Raw genomic sequence first — 17,133 nt, forward strand, 5'->3', positions numbered from 1 at the left:
CACTTAACAAAGAGTAAAACGTTACAGAGAAAAAATTATCATTAAAAACATCGACAAGTGCCTTTGAGAACGTTAAAAGTTTGCTAAGCACCTCATTACAAAACCCCAATACCCTACTTGAAAACGATATTGAAACCGCTTTAGCCAAAAATGGCATGATTTTTTGGTAAATTAAGCAACGGCACTGAACCTAGAATACCTTAGACGTTATAATATGCGGTGCCAGTAGCACTTTCAAAGAAACAACGGGTTTAAAAGATGAAAACTATCATAGTCACAGGTGGGGCAGGTTTTATCGGCAGTGCATTGATCCGCTACCTAATTTCAAATACAGACTCCAAAGTTATCAATATAGATAAACTCACGTATGCCGGTAACCTAAGTTCACTCGATAGTATTGCCAACCACCCGAATTATACTTTTATTCACGCCGACATCTGCGACAATCAAGCGATGAAACAGGCTTTTAAACAGCATAAACCTGACTTCATCATGCACCTAGCGGCCGAATCACATGTTGATCGTTCGATAGATGGGCCTGCTGCGTTTATTCAAACTAACATCGTCGGCACATACAACTTATTAGAAGTTGCCCGCGAATATTGGCAACACTTAAATGAAGATCTCAAACTGGCTTTCCGTTTTCATCATATATCTACCGATGAAGTATATGGTGATCTAGGAAACTCAGGTGACATGTTCACCGAAAAAACAGCCTATGACCCTAGTTCTCCCTACTCAGCGTCGAAAGCGAGTTCAGACCACTTAGTTCGTGCATGGCAAAGAACCTATGGACTTCCAGTCATCATCACTAACTGTTCAAACAACTACGGGCCATACCACTTCCCTGAAAAGTTAATCCCACTGGTTATTATCAATGCGTTAGCAGGCAATCCTCTTCCAATATATGGGGATGGCCAGCAGATAAGAGATTGGCTGTATGTTGAAGATCATGTACGAGCTCTGTATAAAGTGGTCTCTGAAGGGAAAACGGGTGAGACCTATAATATTGGTGGCTTTAATCAAAAAACGAATCTTGAGGTGGTTACCGCTATCTGTACAGTCTTAGATGAGTTGATCACTAACAAACCTGAGAAAGTCTGCAAAAAAGATAATAGCGCTTTTGCTAGTTTGATCACGTATGTAAAAGATAGACCCGGTCATGATTTGAAATATGCCATAGACGCCAGCAAAATTGCCAGTGAACTGGATTGGCAACCCCAAGAAACATTTGAATCAGGGATCAGAAAAACGGTTCAATGGTATTTGGCCAATGAGCAATGGTACCAAAATATACTCAATGGCAGTTATCAGGGGCAAAGATTAGGGCTGATAAGTAAAAGCCTTGATTTTTAAATAATTAAAAGTGGTCACTTAATACGATAACAAAGCTTCTAATTATCATATTTCACTTATTGAACAATCGTTTTTCCGCTACCAACCCTAAGAGATACTGACCATAGCGATTGTTAATCATAGGTGTGGCAATACGCTTAATATCTGCATCGGTTAGCCAACCATTACGCCAAGCAATCTCTTCTAAGCAAGCCACTTTCAGACCTTGCACAGCTTCTATGGTTTGCACATATGACGATGCCTGTTGCAAGCTATCAAACGTACCTGTATCAAGCCATGCAAAACCACGCCCAAGCAACTCGACTCGCAATTGGCCGTCCTCAAGATAAGCCTGATTAATTTGAGTGATTTCTAATTCACCACGCTTTGATGGCAGCAAACTTTTAGCAAAATCGACCACCCTGTTATCATAAAAATAAAGCCCGGTTATTGCCCAGTTGGATTTCGGTATTGTGGGTTTTTCTTCAATTGAAAGCACATTTAATACGGAATCAAACTCAACCACACCAAAACGTTCGACGTGATCCACTTGATAGGCAAAAATGGTTGCCCCCACCCTATTATTACTTTCCAAAGTTGATACAGTACGTTTTAATGTCTCGCTAAATCCTTGCCCATAAAAGACATTGTCACCAAGCACTAAGCAAACAGCATCATCGTCAATAAAGTCTTGAGCAATAATGAAAGCTTGAGCTATTCCCTCAGGTCTAGGCTGTACTTCGTAAGATAGACTGATGCCAAACTCACTACCATCACCTAACAAACGTTGGAATAAATGCTGTTCTTCAGGCGTAGTAATAACCAAAATATCACGAATCCCCGCCAACATAAGCACTGAGATAGGGTAATAGATCATCGGTTTGTCATAGACAGGTAACAATTGTTTAGATATTCCTTTTGTGATTGGAAATAATCGAGTTCCGGTTCCTCCAGCTAATACGATACCTTTCACACTTGCCACCTTATCCCAAAAGACTTTACCTATCACATAACGAAAAGTGCTCACGTTAACAAATTAAAGTGAGCACTTCAGGATGTTTAGCAACCTTGCTAATTTAATAGTTGTTTAACCAACGCCGCAAAATCATCACCTAACTCTTCATTGCGAAGACCATACTCAACAAACGCGGCCATATAACCAAGTTTATCTCCACAGTCATGTGATTTTCCAGTCATGTTGAACGCTTCAACGGTATCTGATTCAATCAGCATGTCGATCGCATCAGTTAATTGGATCTCATCGCCCGCACCCGCTGGCGTTTTAGCAAGTAATTCCCAGATTTTTTCTGACAACACGTAACGGCCGACCACAGCGAGGTTGGATGGCGCCTGATCCATTTCGGGCTTTTCTACCATAGCCTTAATCTTAGCGGCATCACCAGGAGCTATTTCGACGCCATTACAATCAGCTATACCATACTTATTAACTTCACTTTCAGGTATTGGTGCCACCATAATTTGACTAGCCAAGGTTGTTTTATAACGCGCTATCATCGCCGCCAAATTTTCGTTTTTTTGATCAGCGCTATACTCATCCAAAATCACATCAGGCAATACCACGGCAAACGGATTGTTACCTATACAAGGTTTAGCACACAATACCGCATGGCCAAGGCCTTTTGCTTCACCTTGACGCACATGCATAATGGTCACATCTTTAGGACAGATAGATTGTACTTCATCGAGTAATTGACGCTTGACGCGCTTCTCTAATGTAGATTCAAGTTCATAAGAAGTATCAAAATGGTTTTCGATAGCATTCTTACTTGCATGAGTAACCAATACAATTTCTTTAACGCCAGCCGCAACGCACTCATTAACGATATATTGAATAAGCGGCTTATCGACTAGTGGTAACATCTCTTTAGGAATGGCTTTCGTTGCGGGGAGCATACGAGTCCCAAGGCCTGCAACAGGAATAACAACTTTCATCTTAACCCTTAAGATCGAAAGCCCAAATTTGTTAGACTTTCTGATTAATTAATAGTAAAGCTTAGCTAACATCGTCAGCTAGATATCACTTGCGAACAGACCTCTAGTATAAACTTTATCTGCAATATCGAATATCTCTTTGTAGCGATGTGATGGATACCGCGCCCCCAAGCTTTCAACATTTTGCCAAGCTTGAAGCAAAACAGCTGGTTGTTGACCAATAGTAAAGGAATTATTGTTCGATAAAAAAAGCAGGGCCTAGGCCCTGCTTTGATGAGTATCTGCCACTATTTGGCTAGAATAGCCTCGATTTTTTCAATAAAGAAGGCACTGTCTTTGGCACCAGTGATCACTTCAAAATCAACTAGCTTACCATTTTCATTACGCCCTAATAGGAAAGTTGGGGTAGACTTAATCCCCATATCACGACCTACTTTCACTGATGAATTCACTTTCGTCTGCATAGCAGGATCTTTCATGCAGCTTCTAAACTTTTCACTATCTAAGTTATAATCTTGCTCAAGCTGGGCAAATTGCTCCTCTTGCGCCGCTTTCATCTCAAATAAGCTCTGTTTAACTTTTGAATAATCGGCTTGCTCTGAGGCACAACGTAGTGCTAATGCAGCAAAGCCTGCTCTTGGATGTAATGAAACCAAGGGGAAATCATGAGCGACAAGTACCATCTTACCCGTTGCTACATATTGTTCTTCTATCTCTGGCCAAATTGTATCGTTAAACTCTTTACAATAAGGGCAATGTAGATCGGTAAACTCCATGAGTACAACCGGTGCATCAAGTTTACCCTCTATCGCTGCGTTCTCGAAGCTCAACGATGTTGGTCTAACCAACTCCCCTAAACCAATACGGCGAGTCACTTCATGCAGTAACACTTGGTCTTGTTGCTGCTGTGCTTCCAACTTAGCAAGTCTTGTTTCAACTGAGCTATCAAAAGAGTGGCAACCTGCCAAAGTTGAGAACACCATAGTAGCGATAGCAAGCTTTTTAACGCTTTTGATTTTTAACATAATTTTTCCTTATAAAAACAAAAACCTCCGCTAAAGCGGAGGTTTTTTATTAGCGATTTATAACAAAGGGAGAACCCTTAAGTTATAAATTACTGTTGCCAAGTGTTCAAATCAAGAACAGGCATTACACGGTCGCCACTAGCAACACGTTGAACAGATACACCGTGAACAGTTTCACGAGGCGCTGTAACAGTGAAAGTCAAAGTGTGACGAACAGCGTTAGAACCAGCGTTAGTACCTAAAGCACCAGCAGCATAACCACCGTCTTGACCAACATAACCTTGGTCAGCTTCAGCTTTAGCCACTAGATCTGGTACAAAGTAAACTACTGAAGATTTAGCAGGTACTTTACCTAAGCTAACAGCGATTGCTTCGCGGTTTGCTAGGTTACCGTCAGTTGACTCACCGAAGATATCTACAGTGACTTCAGCTTCATCAGTATGTTCGTTAGTTACACGTACGAAGTTACCTTGTGCATTAGTTGCATAAGGAACTTTAAGTACTGCACCATTTACACCGATGTCGTGAGTGTTTTTAGCAGTTTCACAGTGATCAAGGTAAGTGCTGTCATCAAAGTTCAACGTGTAGTCAGTAGTGACTTTGTAGTTGAAGTTCATGATGTCAGCTGGTGAAGTGTTAGTCACAACATAGTATAGCGCGTTGTAAGCAGCACCATCTAGGTATGCTTTAGTTGCATCCATAGTACCAGTGTATGGGTTAGGTTCAGCGTCACCGCCAGTCGCTTCTGGAGTAAACACGTCAAGAGCTTCAGTCTGGTACATATCAGCAGCAGCTAGTGTTGCGCCAAATACACCGTACTCAGTACCAGTTTCAACTTCTTCTTGAGTATCTAGTACACCAGTAGCAGCTAGACGAGCGTTCCAAAGTGCCATTTTAACGTTTTCACGTGGGTCAGCACTTGCAACAAACTTAGTTTCTAGTTCGTCATCAGCACTTAGGGTAATGGCTTTATCTAGTGTTGCACCGCGGTCATAGAATTGACCTTTGTAAACAACTTCAGACTTCTTAGCAATCAGTTGCTTATCAGCATTAGCAGCATCGTATACAAACTCAGTACGAGCAACGATTGCCGCGCCAGCGCTGTCAGCGCTTTCAGCATTAACTTCAGCTTCTGAAGTTGCATGGTCGAAGAAAGTCACGAACTGTGGAGAGATATCTAATACAAGTTGCGCTTTTGAAATTGCACCTTGGATATCGTAACCTGTGCCACCGTCAGTTTTAGCCGTAGTAGCTGCGATGCTAACTTGCTTAGTAGAGGTAGGATCGGTACAACCGTCGTTAGTGATTTTCACTTCAACTGGCGCGATATCAGCAGCAGCTGCTACAGTCGCAGTTTGAGAAAGCGCTAGACGAGTACCCGCACCGATGGTGATACCGGCTTTAGTGATGAACTTAACTTTGTTAGTGCCATCAACGGTACCGTCTGAAGAACCAACAGCAGCGAAAGCAACATTGTCATCAGTTTTGATCAGGTGGATTTGGTTAGCGTTGCCAAAAAACTCAGCGCCTGACAGTTCCATCTCAATCAATGTCCCTGGTGGGATATCGGTAGTAGGTACATAAACGATGTGTAGATCGTTAGTCGTATCAATTGCAGTGAATGGCACTTCAAGTGACTTAGTCAACTCGTATGCAATTTTACCTTCAACAGTTTGTTCTAACTGATCAACAGCTGCACCAGTACGATCGGCATCAGCCACACAAGACGCATTAGCATAGATGTCGTCGTGAGCTAGAACACCAGTAGTCGTTGGTACTTTGTACACTTCGAAACACGCTTCGGTACCAGCGTATGCATTACTAGCAAGACCTGCTAGAACAGCAGTAGCTACTAGCGCTTTCTTTAAGTTTTTCATTCATTTTCTCCGTAAAAAAATTTTAATGAACGGTAAATTTTTTAAAATCCGTTCATTTGGTCCACGTGTCCCAGAGGATAACTAATGCCATTCAATTGGCAATCAGTTGCTTCCTCTTAAAATGTAAAATACGACTGCAACACATGTACAGCGGCCGGTGCTTGCATGCGTTCACTTGCCGCAAAAAGTGTCACCGTTAGATACTTTACGGCGGACATGATAGTCAGATTGTTTAAACATAGTCAACAGGATTATAACTAAATGAGACCTAGTTGTTTATTTTTCCAACGTCTCGTTATTTTCTACAGATAAGCGATTAATAAAAATACTAATCTGCATCCTATTGCCAGCAATAATATCACTCGTTCGTGTAAATTTAAAAGCACTAACATCACATTATGTATGCTTGTTCTCAGTACTCATAACAGCCAAGTCAATAATTGAATTCCGCGATATCAAATCGACCACAAATCCCCCTATAACAGGAGATCTCTCCCCATTAGAAACAGGCCAAACCAGATTAAATTTGCAACAAAAAAGCCCTATTTTAAGAATAGGGCTTTAGCGGTAACACTGTATTTGACTTAAAGATTAGTTAATGGTGACAGGAAAGCTGTATAACTCAGACAATTTACTTCCAAAATCATCTAAATCGACAGTATCTCTGATAATCCGTGGGGTAATAAGGATCATCAACTCGGTACGGCTCTTAGCGTTGTTCTTCTTCTGAAATAAACCACCAAGCCACGGAATATCCCCCAGTACCGGTACTTTGTTGTCGGTCACAGTTGTGCTGTCTAAAATCAAACCACCTAAGATAATCGTCTGACCATCGGCCGCAAACACACTGGTGGTGATACTGCGGCTGGTGATCGGCGGTGTTAGTGAGTCTTTCGAGGAATCTGGCACGTTTGAGGTCTCTGTCGATAACTCTAAACTGACTAGTCCGTCAGCATTTATCGTTGGAGTGACCGATACATTCACCCCCGTAGAGCGGTATTGAATTGCAGTTCGAATCGCGTTTGGATTATCATCGGTACTGGAGCTTTCTGTTTGTACGGGAATTTGGTCCCCAGAATTAATGCTGGCACTTTCACCATCTCTCACGACCAGATAGGGACGAGAGAGCACTTTAAAATCTGTCTTACTTGCCAGTAAGTTTAACGCAACCTTCCAGTCACCTCTGACGGCATTCATGACTAGGCTACTAGCAGAAGCATTGAGATCGACTGTGGCCATGTCTCCGCCTTTAATGCCTTTTTCATTATAAAACCAATCGATGCCGCGATTAACATCATTACCTAGGCTCACTTCGGCAATGATGACTTGCAGGGCGATTTGCCCTGGCAGTCTATCGAGCTGCTCCAGCAGGTTCATGATTTCATGGTATTTATTTGGCGTAGCATGGATCACAATCGCATTTTGTGATTCATCGGCGGTCACTTTAATGCTGCCCTCCATATTGGCCGGGGCAACGGCATCTGGACCCACTTTATCATCCGCCCTTCGACCGGACGCTGTGGGCGCTGGAGTACGGGGGAATAAGATATCAATGCTCTTAATTAAGTCGACCGCTTTGGCAAATTGAGGGCGATAGACATAAAAGCGCTCAGACTCGCCGCCTGTTGCTACGTCAATCTTTTGCGCCCACATAGAAACACGCTTGCCCAGTACGGACGAACCGGAATAGACCACCACAGCATTGAGTCGATTAAGTGGCACCATGGCGATATCTTCGCCAATAACCAGCCCTTCGGCTTGCATCAGCTCGGATAGCTGTTCCATTAATTCATCCGGGGTTAAATACACCAAACTTAATAACCGTATATCACGCCCTCGCGCATGGGGCACATCGAGCATAGCGATTACCTGTAGCGCGCGTTCAACATCTGCGCGACTGCCTTCGACGACTAACAATCGGTTAGCCGTGTCAGGGTACGCTTTAGCATTGCTCAGCTTTTGTAAAATACTGATCACCGCTCTTGATGAGTTATAGGTATAAGGAACCAACTGGACGATTTCATCACCGGTGGGCGGTAAATCTGCAGCTTCTCCACCGATACCAACAGAGCGGTTTGCAACGCTTGATCTGCTTTTATCTAAATAGACAATATTGTCTTTTGAGTACACCTCAATTTTATGTTGAGCCAATATCTTACGTGTGATTTCGTAAAGCTCATCGGGAGTGACTTCTTTTTGCAAATTTAACGCTGTTTTATCACGCATACGCTCAACATCGGATGACATGACATAGCTGATGGATAACACCTCACCAAAGACATAATGTACAAGTTGAGGGATCTCCATCTCGTTAAGTGCGACCTTTAGAGGTTCGCTAGAGGAAAATACCGGCGTTTGCGTCAATAGTGGTGAGCCCGTTTTCAACTCATCCATGGAGTTAATAACTTGCTCAGAAAAGGCCAACTCAGGTTTTTTATACTCTTCCCTCTCCCTTTTCTTATTCAAGTTGGCATCCTTTGAATGTAAAAATGAGCCATCCACCACAAACGGCTCATTGTTCGCAAAAGGATCTGCCATATTATCCACAGACGCGCATGACGATAAGAAGCTCATCACACCGAATGCAAATAGACTTTTTGTTATAATGTGTACTGTTTTCATTGATTCTTTTCCCAAACGCCAATTACTTAGATGCGTCATTATCGATAAACATGTTTAATTCAAGCGTCGCTTCATCCGGTCCGTTAAACGACGCTGTACGCAATGTAAGTTGTGCTAACTTAAAGCCAAATAGTTCATCACCAATATTGAGGTTATGAAACTCGGTCTGCCCGTCTTTAACGCTCATCACTTTTGCCTTGAGGGTATTGGCAACCCTGTAGACTGCAATTAACTTAGGCGCGTGATCCGGTAAACTCTCAACTTTATCTTCTTCATCTTCGCCCGCTTCACTGCTCAACGTAGGCGTTATGGCAAATGAACTGCTAAAGGCTCGTTTATGCTCGAGACTGCTTTTGTGCTCGATCAGCTCGATAATCGGAACCTGTGTTATTTCACGTGCGTTACGCTGCTTTTTATCGGGATATGAGCCAATGACTAACGAAAGTCCGTGTAAAAAAAGGCTAATCAATATAAGCGATAACACGAATAAATCACCGCGCCTGAAAGTGCCTAAGTGGGGCATCATGGATTTCATTCGTTACCTCCAACATCAGGTTGCGCTACGCTCGCGATAACAACCAACTCAACATTTGCAGTAAGCACCTTAGACTTCATATTCTGTTTGCGAACGATTGTTTGCACAATTCTAACCATAGGAGTACCCGATTCGATCGCTTCTAAATAACTCATCAACACTTCTGGTGTTCCTGACATATATAAGCTAACTGGATAACCAGGTATTGTTGAATCGGTTCTTGGCTTTACGTTGGTATTTTTAAGTTCTACCCCCAGCGCTTTAGCTTGCGACTGTAATGTGCGTAAAATTTCAACCGATGCCATAGAGTCTTTAGCTGTTATCCAATTACTGTCTAGCACTTGGTAACTTTTCTCAATGTTATCGACTAACACTTCGAGCTGTTTGCTGCGATTTTTTGTCTGAGAGAAACGCTCAACGTTAGCCGATAGTCGCGCTATATTATCGGTTTTTTCATTTATCCATTGTACCCAGGGTACGAATACAAATTTAGCAATCACTAGCAGCAATATGATTAACAAACTGTATTTGTTACGAGAAGTTGTCATTGCGATACCTCCTCTTTAATACTTTCAGGACGAAAAACCATACTAATAGTAAAATAATCAATATCTTTTCTACGTTGAACCTGCCTATCGAACCGCACTTCTGTCCAGTGAGGCGAAGCACTGAATTGGGCTAAGACCTCTGTCGCTGACTCGGTTTGTCCTGTTAGTTGAACCAAGGCACCACGGAGTTGGATATTTTCCAACGTAGCGATGTCACCAAGATCCTTAACTAAGGTATGTATGATCTCGGTTTGTGATGGATATTTATCGAGAAAGTTCTTATATGACTCTACAAGTTCTAGCTGCGTCTCTAACTCTGCTTGTCGCTGAAAAACCGCATTGGCCTCACTCCTTAACACAGAGACATCTTGTTCCAACTGGTACTCGCGCCACGATGCCCAAGAAGAAATAAGCGCGATATAACAAGCCACCGCAGCAACGCTAAGGAGTGATAATTTTTTCCAATTAAGAGAAGGTAAACGACTATTCGATCGATAATGAAACAAGCCTAGTAACATTTGAGGTTTGACCGTCACCTCTTCAGATATCAATAGCTGTTCACGGTCAAGCACAATGACTTCTTGTTGGGTGGTCACACCTAAGGCATCTAAAAAATTACGTGGATCAACCATTAAACCTGCGATAGAGGTAATATGAAGATCGCCATGCTTGTGTAAAAAAGCCCAATAGGGTTTGTTTCCATCAATCTGATACAACTGATCAGGAATTAACTTAGCGTACATGAGCCATGTTTCGGGTAATAGTAAGCTCAGACCATCGGGTAAGCTTTTATAGACATCAGCCTTTATCACAGCAAAACATACGGTGTAATCTTGTATACTAGCGGAACGAATAAACCATAATACTTTATGATTATTGCCGGCTAATAACTTGGATTCATTGCGAATCAATTTAATTAAATCAATAAATCCGCACTTATAATTGCGAAGCTCTTCTTGATAACTTCCTCGATTAAGCACGACAGTTTGGCATAGACCATTTTTTGTTTTATTGGTATCGGAAGATGCCAGCCACCTCATGTTTCCGAACGCAAAACTAAACCAATTCAATTTGATACAACCTTAGAATACTCAATTTTTCTCTCTGCTATTTGTGTTATTCGTTCTGTTCCATTAACTCTGATCAGCACAAACGAAATATGATATGCGGCATTATTCACTCGAGAGGTCATTTCGACCTTAAGTCTGTTTGATGGATAAAAGGTGCTCTGTTCTCCACTCTGGCGATCTATCGCCTTGTTCACATCTTGCCAGTTTTTACGAGCGTCTCTTGCTAGACCTGCGCGATATTCTCCCATCATAACCTCAAGAGTTTCTTCTGGAACAAAATCAGCATTGAGTTGGTCACCTGAGATATACGCAAGATACGGCGAGATTTTTCCCCATACGCTAGGCGTCATCCCCTTAACCAATGCTAATTCGGCAATAGTCTGAGGGAGGTCGTTGCGCGGTAATCCAGGCTGCTTATAATCCCTCTTTTCAGCACCGTTGAGATGTAAAAAATCATCCTCATCATACCAATCTTTTAACGCTGCAATAATATTATCAATATTTGTCGCGCCACCGTAAGCTAACAATCCCCTCCAAGCCGCTTCATTAAATGGCAAAACCGCAGTTAGACCAGAAAGGTCGGTCAGTGTAACTGTGACATCGTTATATTCAAACGATTTCCCATAAAAGTTCGTCATTTCAGGGAAGCCAGATTTTATGCTTAGCTCAGGTGATGGCCCGTAAAGCCATAATAGACTCGTAGAAAGCTGAAATATTAACTCTTCCTTGGTGGACTCAATTATCGCTCTCGCTGCGACAAAATCTTTGGCTTGCTGTGCCAAATTCAGTGTTGAACGAATAGTATATTGTTGTACCGTAATAACGACTGATATGATCGTGGTTATCATTAGCACTAACAACAATGCCATACCACGCTGTTTAAGCATCAAGCGCCCCCGTAAAGTACCTTAACTTATTAGGGTCGTTATCAAGGATATTGCTCCAATATTCTAGATTTTCTTTAGCATTACGATCTTCGAAAACTTGGATTTTCACCCAATCGGGTAAAAGCGTCATCTCATTTCCCTTATACGTCTCAGACCAACTGGGTTGGGGACGCGATGCCAAAGGTAAAAACTCCGACGTAGCGTTATATTTATCCATTCGCGATTTATAACCGAAATAGGTTATTTTGATTGCCTCTGCGGGATAAAGCGGCAACTTGAAGTTTTCACAAAGTGCTTCGGCATCAAATACACCACGTTGAACCAGATCAACTGATAATGATTGTTCACAATAGGTGAATTGACCATCCAATATCCCAAGCCATGACTGTGCTACTTGGTCTGGTTGACTTAGACCGGTCCGACTTACCCAAAAAATATCGCTATGACTGCCGCTAAAAAAAGGGACAAATCGTCCATTAGGTGATTTATATAAGTAGTAAAAAGCAGACGTTAGTTGCTCCTGCCAACGAGATTCTTTAAATAATAGATCGAGTGACTTTTCAACTTGCTTCTGCTTATTTTGGAACCCCGCAATGTAATAAGAATAAGCGCTACTCGATAACATCATCACAGATGACATGATCAACATCGCAATCAACATTTCGAGAAGTGTCATACCCTGTTGCTTAACCATACAGCCTGCTTAAATTCAAAATCATGTTGAGTGTTTTCATTGGTCACTTCGATACTAAAAAGATGTAGCTTACCGCTACCACTCTCTGGTAATCCTGTTTCTGGACTAACGGAATTGATCTCTGGTTTCGCTTCAATTAACTTTGCTTTCCAACTATATGGCATTCCAACCATATTCAATTTCCCTTCGCTCTCCCCTTGCTGCAAGGCAAACCGGATAGCCGCCATCAATGATTGCATCACTCGAGCTTCTTTGAGGTATTGTTGCGTACGCCTTTGTGTATCAAAGTTTTGTTGATATACAACACCAACGAGACCCAACGCCATAAACAAAATAATCGAAGCGATTAACACCTCAATCAGGGTCATTCCAGACTGTTTCTGTCTCTTCAAAACTTAATTCCCATCGTCTGGAGTCTACAGCCGCAGCCACTTTTTCTATTGGGCTTTTGCCAGTAGGTTCAAATTGAACACGAACATTATCAAACGCTATACGTTCTGTCTTTAGCGTTTTGTCATAATCTTTACTAAGCGCGGTTATTTGTTTGCCAATAAATTTTACTTGTATAGGTTGCTGTAAAAAAAAGCTATCACGCCTCACTTCTTGAATAAATAAATCAACAAGTTGGATTTCGCCCGATATTCGTGACTTTTCTACATTATCGACTGTTAATGGCAAAATAATGCTCATGCTCAATGACAACAACAACATAACCACAAGCAGCTCAATGAGCGTGAAGCCATTCTTACAGTTAAAGTGGTACATCGGATGTAGACACAATACTGAGTAACATGGTAACCACGACTGAGCCTACCATGCCGCCCATTACAATAATTAAAATAGGTTCTAGCATACTGGTTAACTTGATAGCCCATTGCTCAAAACGCCATCGAGAGCGTTCAGTTATCTCACCAAATACACCTTCTAAATTACCACTTTCCTCACCCACTCTGATCAATGACAACATCACAGGTTCTAAAATATCAGTTGATGCTAACGCATCTGACAACATCCAGCCCTGTGATACTTGATCTTTAACCCTACTCAGCTGCTTTTGTAACTTAACATCGGTCACAACAGGTACAGAAAAAGCCAGAGCTTGCGCTAGCGGCAACCCACTTTGCAGCATTAGATACATTGCGGAGATATAGCGAATTCGCTCACTAAATAGCAGCCCGGTGCGCAACAGTGGAAGCTTACGCATCACTGCTAACGCACTATCTTTAAACCAAGGTTTACGATATGAAAGCAGTACAAATACACTCATTAGCGCCAAGAAAATGCCTAAGAAAAATTGATTTCTACGCATCCATGCACTCGTATCGATAAGAAACTGAGTATAACTTGGCACATGCTTCATATTGTGAAACAGTCCCTCCATACTAGGGACGATAAAGTTAAAAATAGCAAAGAGTGCAACCATACAAACCATAAAAATAAAGCCAGGATAGATCATGGCTTGATTAACTTTGCCTTGTAACTCATTTTGGAATTTTAAGTTTTTTCCTAGCCGTTCTAACGTAATAGCAAGTTTGCCCGATTCTTCACCAATACGAACCATCTGACAAAATAGATTGTTGAAATAACGAGGATACTTAGCGAAAGCAATATGGAGCGAATGCCCTCCCCTTACCGATTCTGTTATCTCTGCCAACATAGCGGCAGCGGTACTATTTGCATTGGAATCGGACATCATCTCGAATGCCCTATCAAGCTGAACACCATTGCGCAACAGCAAGGATAACTCCATAACCAACTGTTCTAATTCGCTGTTACTTATTCTATTAAATAAACCACTTTCGACCCTTTTCTCTCGAACCGATAGTGGATGTAATGATTTTTCTTTTACTATGACTAACGCAGCGAATTCGGATTCAGCCCGAATTCGCCCTCTGACTTTTGCGCCTGATTTATCTAACGCTTCAAATTCCCACGTTTGCATTAGCCTGCCACCCGCATAACTTCCTCATAGGTAGTCACACCATTTAGGACCTTAAGCAGTCCATCTTCTTTTAACGTTCTTAGATTATTTTCTATTCTAAACTCACGAATTTTTTCTATAAAAGTGTGGTCTTTAGCCATGGATTGAACTTCTATATTGTTCGGTAAGTATTCAAGAATTGCCATTCGGCCCTTAAAACCACTACCACCACAACTCTCGCAGCCTTTTTGAATGTAAATATGCGGATGAGAGACTCCATATTGCTTAGCAATATGCTTCACCTCGGGTAGCTCAAGTAGGTGCTGAATATTTGGATCTAGAGCCTTGCAATTTGGACACAAGGTCCTAACTAGACGCTGCGCCATAATGGATATCACCGACGCATTAAGTAGAAACTCTTCGACACCTAGATCGAGTAATCGAGTGAAAGTGGTCGGCGCATCATTGGTATGTACGGTACTGAAAACTAAATGCCCGGTTAACGATGATTGCATCGCAATCCTTGCTGTTTCATGATCGCGAATTTCGCCTATCATTATGATATCTGGATCCTGACGAACTATACTGCGCAGGCCTTTCGCGAAATCATATCCAATTTCAGTGTTAACTTGCACTTGGTTAATACCGTCAAGCTGATATTCGATAGGATCTTCAAGTGTAATAATCTTTACCGCAGGTTGATTTAACTTTGCTAAAAAAGAATACAAACTGGTTGTTTTACCCGAGCCTGTTGGCCCTGTCATCAAGATAACACCAGTAGTCCTTGCTAAGTCCTTTTCAATTCGAGAAATTAAATCAGGCTCATAACCTATGGTATTTAAGCCGAAGTTGACAGATTCCTTCAGTAGAAAACGCATAACCATACTTTCGCCTTCGCCTAAAGGCAGCGAAGATACGCGGATATCTAGCTCTTTTCCTGCAACACTGGTTTCAATCTTGCCATCTTGTGGCTTCCGCCTTTCAGCGATATCCATACCTGATAATATTTTTATACGAGATATGACACCTAACTGCAGAGCAATTGGTACATTCTCACTCAAGTGCAGGATCCCATCGACTCGATATCTCACCCGATATTGACCTTTAAAGGGTTCGATGTGCATATCTGAGGCGCGAAGTTTAATCCCTTTTACGATTAAACTATTTACAAGATTAACCGTTGGCGCACCAAACGCGAGCTCACGTAGACGCTCTAATTCATTACCGCCTTTTACACTTGTTAATTTTTGTTCCGAGCTACGCTCCGCCAACAACTTAATGCGCAGTTCATCAAACTGCGATTGCGTTGCAAGATGGACATCTAAATCAAATTCAGAATCGATCCATAATTCATAAATTTGAATATTGAGAGGATCTAAAACGGCCACGGAGAGCAAGCCGTCACGGTCTCCTTGAGCGAAAGGTAATATTCCTTCCTCAATCCCTTTACTGACATCGAGTGACAATATAAATTCGGGAGACAGGGATAGTTCTATGTCGGAAGTGAATAAAGGAAGTGATAAGTAGTCGGCATACAAAGAGGTCAATTCATCTTTTTGTATAACGCCTAAGTTAATCAGAATCTTCTCTATTCGACCACCTAACTCTTGTTGATAATCTAGTGCTCTTTGGAGTTGCTCGTGAGAAACTATCTCTTTCTCTTTTAAAAAACGAACAATACCACTACCTTCATCTAAACTAACCTGAGACGTTGATACCTCTTGATCCTTGGCTTTACTTATACTCGATATCGGCATTCTCGCCTTCTCCACCTTCACGACCATCGGCACCTAGACTAACCATATCAAATGGACCATTATTGCCAGGGAAACGGTAAACATAAGGATTACCCCACGGGTCGAAAGGAACGTCTCTGGGCAAATAGGGGCCATCCCATTTTTTGTTAGTGCTCTGTCTCAATTCAGTTAGATTATCGGGATATTTACCGACATCCAATCGATAAGCATCAAGAGACGTCGCTAGCATTTGCATTTGTGCTGATGCCGTGCCTCGACGCGAAGACTCCACTTTAGAAAACATCTGTGGCGCAACAAGAGATGCCAGAAGGCCAAGGATGACCATAACAATGAGTAGTTCAATTAACGTAAAGCCCTGATTTAAAAACCTTTTACTTCTCATAATTCTTGATTACCTGATAATTATTATCGATGTTAAAAACAACCGTAAAAACATGATTCTCTAGCGAATCATAAAAGCCTACAAAACCAACGCTATTACCCTATATAAACCTATACAGTATCAAGCCTATAAGGAATGAAATGCATCAGGAAAAGAAAGGCTATTTATGATTAAACAATTGGCTTTGATGATGGTGATATCGGCGCCTATTATGACGGAAAGCTTTCACTAAAATCAAGTTACCACTAGGCCTTTGATGGAATGAATATGATTGAGTCATGCGAGCACTAAAAGTGGTCAAAATAACCGCACTCGCTCGGATTCACTTTATTAAATCTTCAGTTTTTATCGGTAATAATTGGCTGGTTATTCGACTGACTTAGTCAAATGCGTAATACGCGATCCCTTAGTGAAACCCCTTGCCACAAAATCCTTGTCTGATAGCTCCAAGCAAAAGCACTCACTTCTTAATCTATTTTCCTTTGACAGCGACAAACGAATCAAACTATCAATTGTATTACTTGAGC

At 41.7% G+C, this 17,133-nt stretch carries 16 protein-coding genes; 1 reads left to right on the plus strand and 15 read right to left on the minus strand.

What is annotated here, in order from left to right:
• Positions 1-258 precede the first annotated feature (258 nt).
• Positions 259-1,356, plus strand: coding sequence for a dTDP-glucose 4,6-dehydratase (gene rfbB / locus DN599_RS03915; protein ID WP_110456312.1), 1,098 nt, complete (start codon positions 259-261; stop codon positions 1,354-1,356).
• A gap of 52 nt (positions 1,357-1,408) precedes the next feature.
• Here the strand turns inward: rfbB and rfbA are convergent, their stop codons facing one another.
• From rfbA to gspG, 15 genes are all read right to left on the minus strand, one after another.
• The gene (gene rfbA / locus DN599_RS03920; protein WP_110456313.1) at positions 1,409-2,308 is read right to left on the minus strand and encodes a glucose-1-phosphate thymidylyltransferase RfbA; all 900 of its coding nucleotides are present in this window, start codon (positions 2,306-2,308) and stop codon (positions 1,409-1,411) included.
• Positions 2,309-2,406: 98 nt separating this feature from the next.
• The gene (gene galU, locus DN599_RS03925) at positions 2,407-3,288 is read right to left on the minus strand and encodes a UTP--glucose-1-phosphate uridylyltransferase GalU (RefSeq protein WP_110456314.1); all 882 of its coding nucleotides are present in this window, start codon (positions 3,286-3,288) and stop codon (positions 2,407-2,409) included.
• 287 nt (positions 3,289-3,575) lie between these two features.
• A complete protein-coding gene (locus tag DN599_RS03930; RefSeq protein WP_110456315.1) occupies positions 3,576-4,313 on the minus strand; it encodes a DsbA family protein in 738 nt (245 codons plus the stop codon).
• 89 nt (positions 4,314-4,402) lie between these two features.
• Positions 4,403-6,190, minus strand: a complete 1,788-nt coding sequence (locus DN599_RS03935) for a hypothetical protein (RefSeq protein WP_110456316.1) — start codon at positions 6,188-6,190, stop codon at positions 4,403-4,405.
• A gap of 591 nt (positions 6,191-6,781) precedes the next feature.
• A complete protein-coding gene (locus DN599_RS03940; protein WP_162599143.1) occupies positions 6,782-8,656 on the minus strand; it encodes a secretin N-terminal domain-containing protein in 1,875 nt (624 codons plus the stop codon).
• A gap of 178 nt (positions 8,657-8,834) precedes the next feature.
• On the minus strand, positions 8,835-9,347 hold the full coding sequence (locus DN599_RS03945; protein WP_110456318.1) for a hypothetical protein: 513 nt from the start codon (positions 9,345-9,347) through the stop codon (positions 8,835-8,837).
• Positions 9,344-9,895, minus strand: a complete 552-nt coding sequence (locus tag DN599_RS03950; RefSeq protein WP_110456319.1) for a GspMb/PilO family protein — start codon at positions 9,893-9,895, stop codon at positions 9,344-9,346. The genes DN599_RS03945 and DN599_RS03950 overlap by 4 nt, the downstream gene beginning before the upstream one ends.
• Positions 9,892-10,965: a hypothetical protein gene (locus DN599_RS03955; RefSeq protein WP_162599144.1), complete on the minus strand. Its 1,074-nt coding sequence runs from the start codon at positions 10,963-10,965 to the stop codon at positions 9,892-9,894. Before DN599_RS03955 ends, DN599_RS03950 begins: the two co-directional genes overlap by 4 nt.
• Entirely contained in the window at positions 10,962-11,852 is an 891-nt protein-coding gene (locus tag DN599_RS03960) for a type II secretion system minor pseudopilin (protein ID WP_110456321.1), read from the minus strand. Before DN599_RS03960 ends, DN599_RS03955 begins: the two co-directional genes overlap by 4 nt.
• Entirely contained in the window at positions 11,845-12,546 is a 702-nt protein-coding gene (locus DN599_RS03965) for a PulJ/GspJ family protein (protein ID WP_110456322.1), read from the minus strand. Before DN599_RS03965 ends, DN599_RS03960 begins: the two co-directional genes overlap by 8 nt.
• Positions 12,525-12,914 (minus strand): PulJ/GspJ family protein, encoded by a 390-nt coding sequence (locus DN599_RS03970; RefSeq protein ID WP_110456323.1) that lies wholly within the window; start codon positions 12,912-12,914, stop codon positions 12,525-12,527. The genes DN599_RS03965 and DN599_RS03970 overlap by 22 nt, the downstream gene beginning before the upstream one ends.
• Positions 12,901-13,311 (minus strand): prepilin-type N-terminal cleavage/methylation domain-containing protein, encoded by a 411-nt coding sequence (locus DN599_RS03975; RefSeq protein WP_110456324.1) that lies wholly within the window; start codon positions 13,309-13,311, stop codon positions 12,901-12,903. Before DN599_RS03975 ends, DN599_RS03970 begins: the two co-directional genes overlap by 14 nt.
• Complete coding sequence (locus DN599_RS03980) at positions 13,298-14,488, minus strand: type II secretion system F family protein (protein WP_110456325.1); 1,191 nt, start codon at positions 14,486-14,488, stop codon at positions 13,298-13,300. The genes DN599_RS03975 and DN599_RS03980 overlap by 14 nt, the downstream gene beginning before the upstream one ends.
• Entirely contained in the window at positions 14,488-16,224 is a 1,737-nt protein-coding gene (locus tag DN599_RS03985; protein WP_110456326.1) for a GspE/PulE family protein, read from the minus strand. The genes DN599_RS03980 and DN599_RS03985 overlap by 1 nt, the downstream gene beginning before the upstream one ends.
• Entirely contained in the window at positions 16,202-16,606 is a 405-nt protein-coding gene (gene gspG, locus DN599_RS03990; protein ID WP_110456327.1) for a type II secretion system major pseudopilin GspG, read from the minus strand. Before gspG ends, DN599_RS03985 begins: the two co-directional genes overlap by 23 nt.
• Positions 16,607-17,133: the final 527 nt, after the last annotated feature.

The sequence above is a fragment of the Shewanella algidipiscicola genome (assembly GCF_900380485.1).
GTDB classification, from domain to species: domain Bacteria; phylum Pseudomonadota; class Gammaproteobacteria; order Enterobacterales; family Shewanellaceae; genus Shewanella; species Shewanella algidipiscicola.